Source organism: Variovorax sp. KK3, from assembly GCF_001984055.1.
Taxonomy (GTDB): Bacteria; Pseudomonadota; Gammaproteobacteria; order Burkholderiales; family Burkholderiaceae_C; genus Variovorax.
In genome coordinates, this window is record NZ_LYVO01000153.1 from 1 (window position 1) to 5375 (window position 5375).

The 5375-nt window shown below is 70.3% G+C and carries 5 protein-coding genes and 1 pseudogene; all 6 read right to left on the bottom strand.

Annotated elements, in window-relative coordinates:
* Positions 1-430 (bottom strand): annotated as a pseudogene (locus B0W80_RS33645) (allophanate hydrolase); the annotation flags it as partial.
* Complete coding sequence (pxpB, locus tag B0W80_RS33650) at positions 427-1083, bottom strand: 5-oxoprolinase subunit PxpB (protein ID WP_077003483.1); 657 nt, start codon at positions 1081-1083, stop codon at positions 427-429. The pseudogene B0W80_RS33645 and the gene pxpB, both read right to left, overlap by 4 nt.
* A complete protein-coding gene (gene coaD / locus B0W80_RS33655) occupies positions 1080-1583 on the bottom strand; it encodes a pantetheine-phosphate adenylyltransferase (protein WP_077003484.1) in 504 nt (167 codons plus the stop codon). The genes pxpB and coaD overlap by 4 nt, the downstream gene beginning before the upstream one ends.
* Positions 1584-1644: 61 nt before the next feature.
* Positions 1645-2268 carry an RsmD family RNA methyltransferase gene (locus B0W80_RS33660; protein WP_077003485.1) on the bottom strand — a complete coding sequence of 208 codons (624 nt, stop codon included), beginning with the start codon at positions 2266-2268 and terminating at the stop codon, positions 1645-1647.
* A gap of 42 nt (positions 2269-2310) precedes the next feature.
* Positions 2311-3651, bottom strand: a complete 1341-nt coding sequence (locus tag B0W80_RS33665) for a pitrilysin family protein (protein ID WP_077003487.1) — start codon at positions 3649-3651, stop codon at positions 2311-2313.
* A 14-nt stretch (positions 3652-3665) separates the two neighbouring features.
* Positions 3666-5123 (bottom strand): pitrilysin family protein, encoded by a 1458-nt coding sequence (locus B0W80_RS33670; protein ID WP_077003486.1) that lies wholly within the window; start codon positions 5121-5123, stop codon positions 3666-3668.
* Between the last annotated feature and the right edge of the window lie 252 nt (positions 5124-5375).

Consider the following 5375-nt stretch of genomic DNA (forward strand, 5'->3'; position numbering starts at 1 on the left):
CCTTGAGGTCGGTGCTTCGCGAGCCGATGACCGGGGGCACGTCGATCCCCCCCGCCACCGCCAGCCAGCTGCGCAGACCCGCCTTGGCGCTCCATTCGTTGGCGGCGCCGAGGCGCAGCACCTGACCCGCCGCGACCGGGAAGCTCCAGCACGGCCACAGCGGCACGCCATCGAGGCGGGCGCCGAAGTCGTCACCGGCCAGTGCGATGCGGGTCGCCGTCTCGAAGCGGATCTCGCAACCGCCCAACGTGATTTCGAGGCCGGCGGCGCCGTCGGCATTGCCGGCCAGGCGATTGGCCAGCACCAACGCGAGCGCGTCGAGCGCGCCGCCAGGGCAGATGCCCTGCTGCCGATGGCCATGGCGCCCCAGGTCCTGCACGGAAGCCAGCGGCCCCGGCCGCAGCACCGTCAGCCGGCCAGGCGCCGTCACGACGCCACGCTTTCCACGACGAAGCGCACGCGGTCGCCGGGCCGCAGCAAGGTGGGCTCGGCCGCCGTCGGGTCGAAGAGTTGCATCGAGGTCCGGCCGATCAGCTGCCAGCCGCCCGGCGAGACCAGCGGATAGATGCCGGTCTGCGCGCCACCGATGCCCACCGAGCGCGCCGGCACCGCCACGCGGGGCTCGTTACGCCGGGGCGTCGCCAGTTCCGGCGGCAGGCCGCCCATGAAGGCGAAGCCGGGCAGGAAGCCCAACAGGTAGACCACATAGTCGGCACTGCTGTGGCGACGCACCACTTCGGCCGGCGCCAGCCCCGTGTGCGCGGCCACGTCGGCCAGGTCGGGCCCGGCATCACCGCCATAGACGACCGGTATGCGAATCTCGCGGACTTCGACCGCCAGGCCGCCCAATTGCGGCCAGGCCGACAGCACCTGCATTTCGAGTTCGGCCGCGTCGACCTGCGCAGGGTCGAAGAGCAGGCTCAGGTTGTTCATGCCCGGCAGCACCTCGTGCACGCCGCGCCACTGCAAGGCCTCGTTGGCCAGCGCCCAGATCTGTTGCTGCTGCGCCAGCGTGGCCGGCGGCGGCAGTTCGCACAGCAGCGCCGCATCGCCCAAGGCGTGCAGGCGCGGCGGCGGCGTCATTCGCGGCCCAGGCTGCGCACCTTGGAGAGCAGGCTGTCCTGCACGCCGCGCGAGACGAACTTGTCGACCTCGCCGCCGAGCATCGCGATCTCGCGCACGAAGGTGCTGGAGATGAACTGGTATTTGTCGCTGGGGGTCAGAAACACCGTTTCGACCTCGGGCATCAGCGAGCGGTTCATGCCGGCGAGCTGGAACTCGTAGTCGAAGTCGGTGACGGCGCGCAGTCCGCGCACCATGGCCTTGCCGCCGCGGGCCACGACGAAGTCGCGCAGCAGGCCCGAGAAGCTTTCGACCGTGACCTGGTCGCTGTAGGGGGCCACGGCGTCGCGCGCCATGTCGATGCGCTCCTGCAGCGTGAACAAGGCCTTCTTGTGATGGCCTGCGGCCACCGCGACGATGACCCTGGAAAAGAGCTGCGTCGCCCGGCGCACCACGTCTTCGTGGCCGAGCGTGATGGGGTCGAATGTGCCGGGATACACCGCGATCACGTTGCTGGACATGGTTGCTTCCTCCTGGTGCAGCTGATGCAGCTGTGCAGCCGATGTGGCCGGTTCGGGCGGATTATGCAGTGCCGTCGGACGACGGCATCAACAGATGCGCGTGCACGGCACCGGCCTTGAGGTGGCGGTAGAGCGTCAGCCCGAGCGCGGCGAGTTCGTCGTCGGCCCAGAGGCGCGCCGCTTCGAGATAAACCACGCCATCGGGCCGAAGGGCACGAACGGCGGCGCGCAAGGCCGGCTCGTAGAGCTGCGTGGCGTCGAACGGCGGGTCGAGAAAGACGGCATGCATGCTGCCCGCCGCCGCGCGCTCGAGCGCCGTCACGCCGTTGCCGCGCTCGATCCGCACGGCCTCGGCCTCCAGCTTGGCCTTGAGCGCCTGCATCGGCAGCACGAGCGCATTGTCCTGCTCGCACAGCAGCACCGACGCGGCGCCGCGAGAGGCGGCCTCGAAGCCGAGCGCGCCGGTCCCGGCGAAGGCGTCGATGCAGTGCCAGCCCGGCAGTTCCCCGCCGCTCGCGCCGGCCAGACTGGCGAGCCAGTTGAACAGGGTTTCGCGAACGCGGTCGGGCGTGGGGCGCAAGCCGGGCTTGTCGGCGACGGCCAGGCGGGTGCGTTTCCATTGGCCGCCGATGATGCGGACCTCGTGCGGGCGGGCCGGGCGAGCGGCTCCTGCGGGCTTCTTCATGGCCCGAGCTTAACTGCCCCTTCCGCACGGCCCCGCGCGGCGTCAGGGCTTGCCGCCGACCACCACCGTCACCATGCGGTCGGGCTGCAGCTTGCGCGCGAAGGCCGCCTTGATGTCGGCCACCGTGACCGCGTTCATGCGTGCGGTCCAGGTGTCGAGGTAGTCGAGCGGCAGGTCGTTCCAGGCGATGTTCGCGACGTTGCCCAGCAGCTTGCGGTTGCTGTCGAGCAGCAGCGGGAAGCCGCCGATCAGGTTGTCCTTGGCGGCCTTGAGTTCGGCCGCGGTCGGGCCCTCGGCCACGAATTTCGCCACCACGTCGCGCGACACCTTGACCGCTTCGGCTGCCTGGTCGGGCCGGGTCTGGAATCCGATGCGGAAGGCCCCGGCATGGAGGCCGGGCGAGAAGGTGCTGTAGACGCTGTAGGCCAGGCCGCGCTTCTCGCGCACTTCATCCGTCAGGCGCGAGACGAAGCCGCCGCCGCCCAGGATGTAGTTGCCGAGCGTGAGCGCGAAATGGTCCGCATCGCTGCGCGGGTAGCCGGGCTGCCCGATCCAGACATGGGCCTGGGCCGACTCGAAGGGCAGGCGTTCGTCCTTGGCGGCCGCGAGCGGTGCCACGTCGCCCACGGGCGGCAACGCGGGACAGCCGCCGGTCGGCACGGGAAGGCGGGACAGCAGCGTGGTCGCGATCGCGTCGGCCTGCGCGCGCGTCACGGCCCCCACGATGCTGAGCTTGGCGCGGCACGGCTGGATCATCTGCTCGTAGCGCTGGCGCATCGCGGCCGTGTCGATGCGTGCGAGCGTGGCTTCGGTGGTGTCCAGCCCGTACGGATGGCTGCCGTAGACGTCCTGCCCGAACGTACGCGCGGCCAGGGTCGCGGGCTTGGTGTTCGACTCGCGGATGGAAGCATTGAGGCGCTCGCGTTCGCGCTGCCATACGTCTTCGGGGAAGGCCGGCTCGCCGATCTCGCGCGCGGCCAAGCGCACGGCCTTGTCGAGCAAATCGGGTTTGGCGAGCGTGCGCAACGAGAAGCTCATGCGGTCGGAGCCTGCGCTGGCGTCGAAGTTGGCGCCCAGGTCTGCCCAGGCTTCGCCGAGGGCGTTCTGGTCCATCGCCGGCTCGGCACCACTTGCGCGAATGCCCTTCTCCACCATCCCGGCGGTCACGCCGGCCAGGCCTGCCTGCGCCGGCGGGTCGCGTCGGCTGCCGGCGTCGAAGTCGATCTGCACGTCGACGATCGGCAACGCATCGGTCGCGGCCATGTAGACCTTGGCACCGTTCGGCAGGGTCCAGTGTTCGATCGGCACGGCGGCATGGGCGGCAGTGGCGACCAGCGTGAGGCCGACACACAAGAGTGCCCTGGCGTTCGTGAGGAGGGGCATGAAGTTCGTCGTGTTCATCGCATGTCTCCCGCGGGTGCAGCGAAGCCGCGGGCGCGGCGTTGGGGATCGGGTGGCAGCGGCCGCAGCGTGGCGGCGGTCATCTGGTCGTCGCCGAAGTACTTGGCGGCCACGGCCTGCACCTGCTCCGAGGTGACCGTCTGCAGCCGCGCGATGACGCGCGCGCTGGCGTCCAGCGGAAGGCCCTGGATCCAGTTGCTGCCGAGTTCGCGCGCCTGCGACATCACCGAGTCGAGCTTGTAGGTTTCGCTGGCCGTCCACTGCGTCTTGACCCGGGCCAGTTCGGCTTCGCCGATGCCCTCGCGGGCGATCTTGGCCACCTGCTCGCGCAACGCGGCTTCCACCGCTTCGGGTGTCTTGCCGGCGGCCGGCACGCCGTCGAGCACGAAGAGCTGAGGGCCGCGGCCGACGAAGCCCGCGTAGGCACCGGCCGAATCGGCAACGCGCGCAGGCCCCTGCGTCAGCGCGCGGTCGAGCCGCGCCCCCGGATAACCGTCGAGCACGGCGGATAGCACCAGCAGGGCATAGGAATCGCCCGGGCCGTCGAATTGATCGGTGTTCGGGATCTGCGGCACGCGGTAGGCCAGGGACACGTAGGCCTGCTCGGCCGGCGCCTTGAACTCGATGCGCCGGATGCCGCGCTGCGTCGGCTCGATGCGGGGCTTGCGCTCGGGCACCGCGCGTGCGGGGATGCGACCGTAGTACTTCTCGGCCAGGGCGCGCACCTTGTCGACGTCGACGTCGCCGGCCACCACCACCGCGGCATTGGCCGGCACGTACCAGCGCTCGAAGAAGGCGCGCGCGTCGGCGGGCGTCATCGCGTCCAGGTCGCTCATCCAGCCGACGACAGGGCGGTGATAAGGCGATGCGGTGAAGACGGCGGCATTCTGCTGCTCGCCGAGCAGGGCTCGGGGCTGGTCTTCCGTGCGCAGGCGGCGCTCTTCCTTGACCACCTCGATCTCGCGCGTGAATTCGCCGTCGGGCCACTGGTTGTTGGCGAAGCGGTCGGACTCCAGCGCCATGACCTGCTCGAGCTTGTCGGCCGGGATCTGCTGGTAGTAGCCGGTATAGTCGCGCGTGGTGAAGGCGTTTTCGCGCCCGCCCAGCGCGGCGACGCGGCGCGAGAACTCGCCGGGCTTGAGCGTCTTGGTGCCCTTGAAGAGCATGTGTTCGAGCACGTGTGCGACGCCCGAGGTGCCGTCGACCTCGTCCATGGAGCCGACCCGCACCCAGACCATCTGCACTGCGGTGGGCGCGCGCCGGTCGGGCTTGACGATCAGGGTCATGCCATTGGCAAGCGTGAACTGGCGCGGCTGGTTCGAGGAAGCGGGGGCCGGCGCGGCGGAGGTGGCCGGTGGAGTGGGTTGCGCCAGGGCAGAGCCAGCCCAAGGCGCGATCAGCACCGAAGCCAGCACCGCACCAGACGCAGCGCGGCGTGGCGAGGGGTGTTTCATAGAATGGCTCGGATTGTAAAAACGCCCCGATGTTCAGTTTCTTCAAGAAAAAACCCCCGGCCGAAACGCCAGCGCCAAGCCCAGCCGCCTCTCCGGCCGAGGCGCCCGTGGAGCCGCCGGCGCCGGCCAGGTCGGTGTTTTCACCGTCGAGCTGGTTCGGCGGCAAGCCTGCTGCGGCAGAGCCGCCGCCAGTTGCACCGCCGGTCACACCGCCCGTCGCGCCGGTTGTTGCACCCCCAGTCGTGCCGCCCC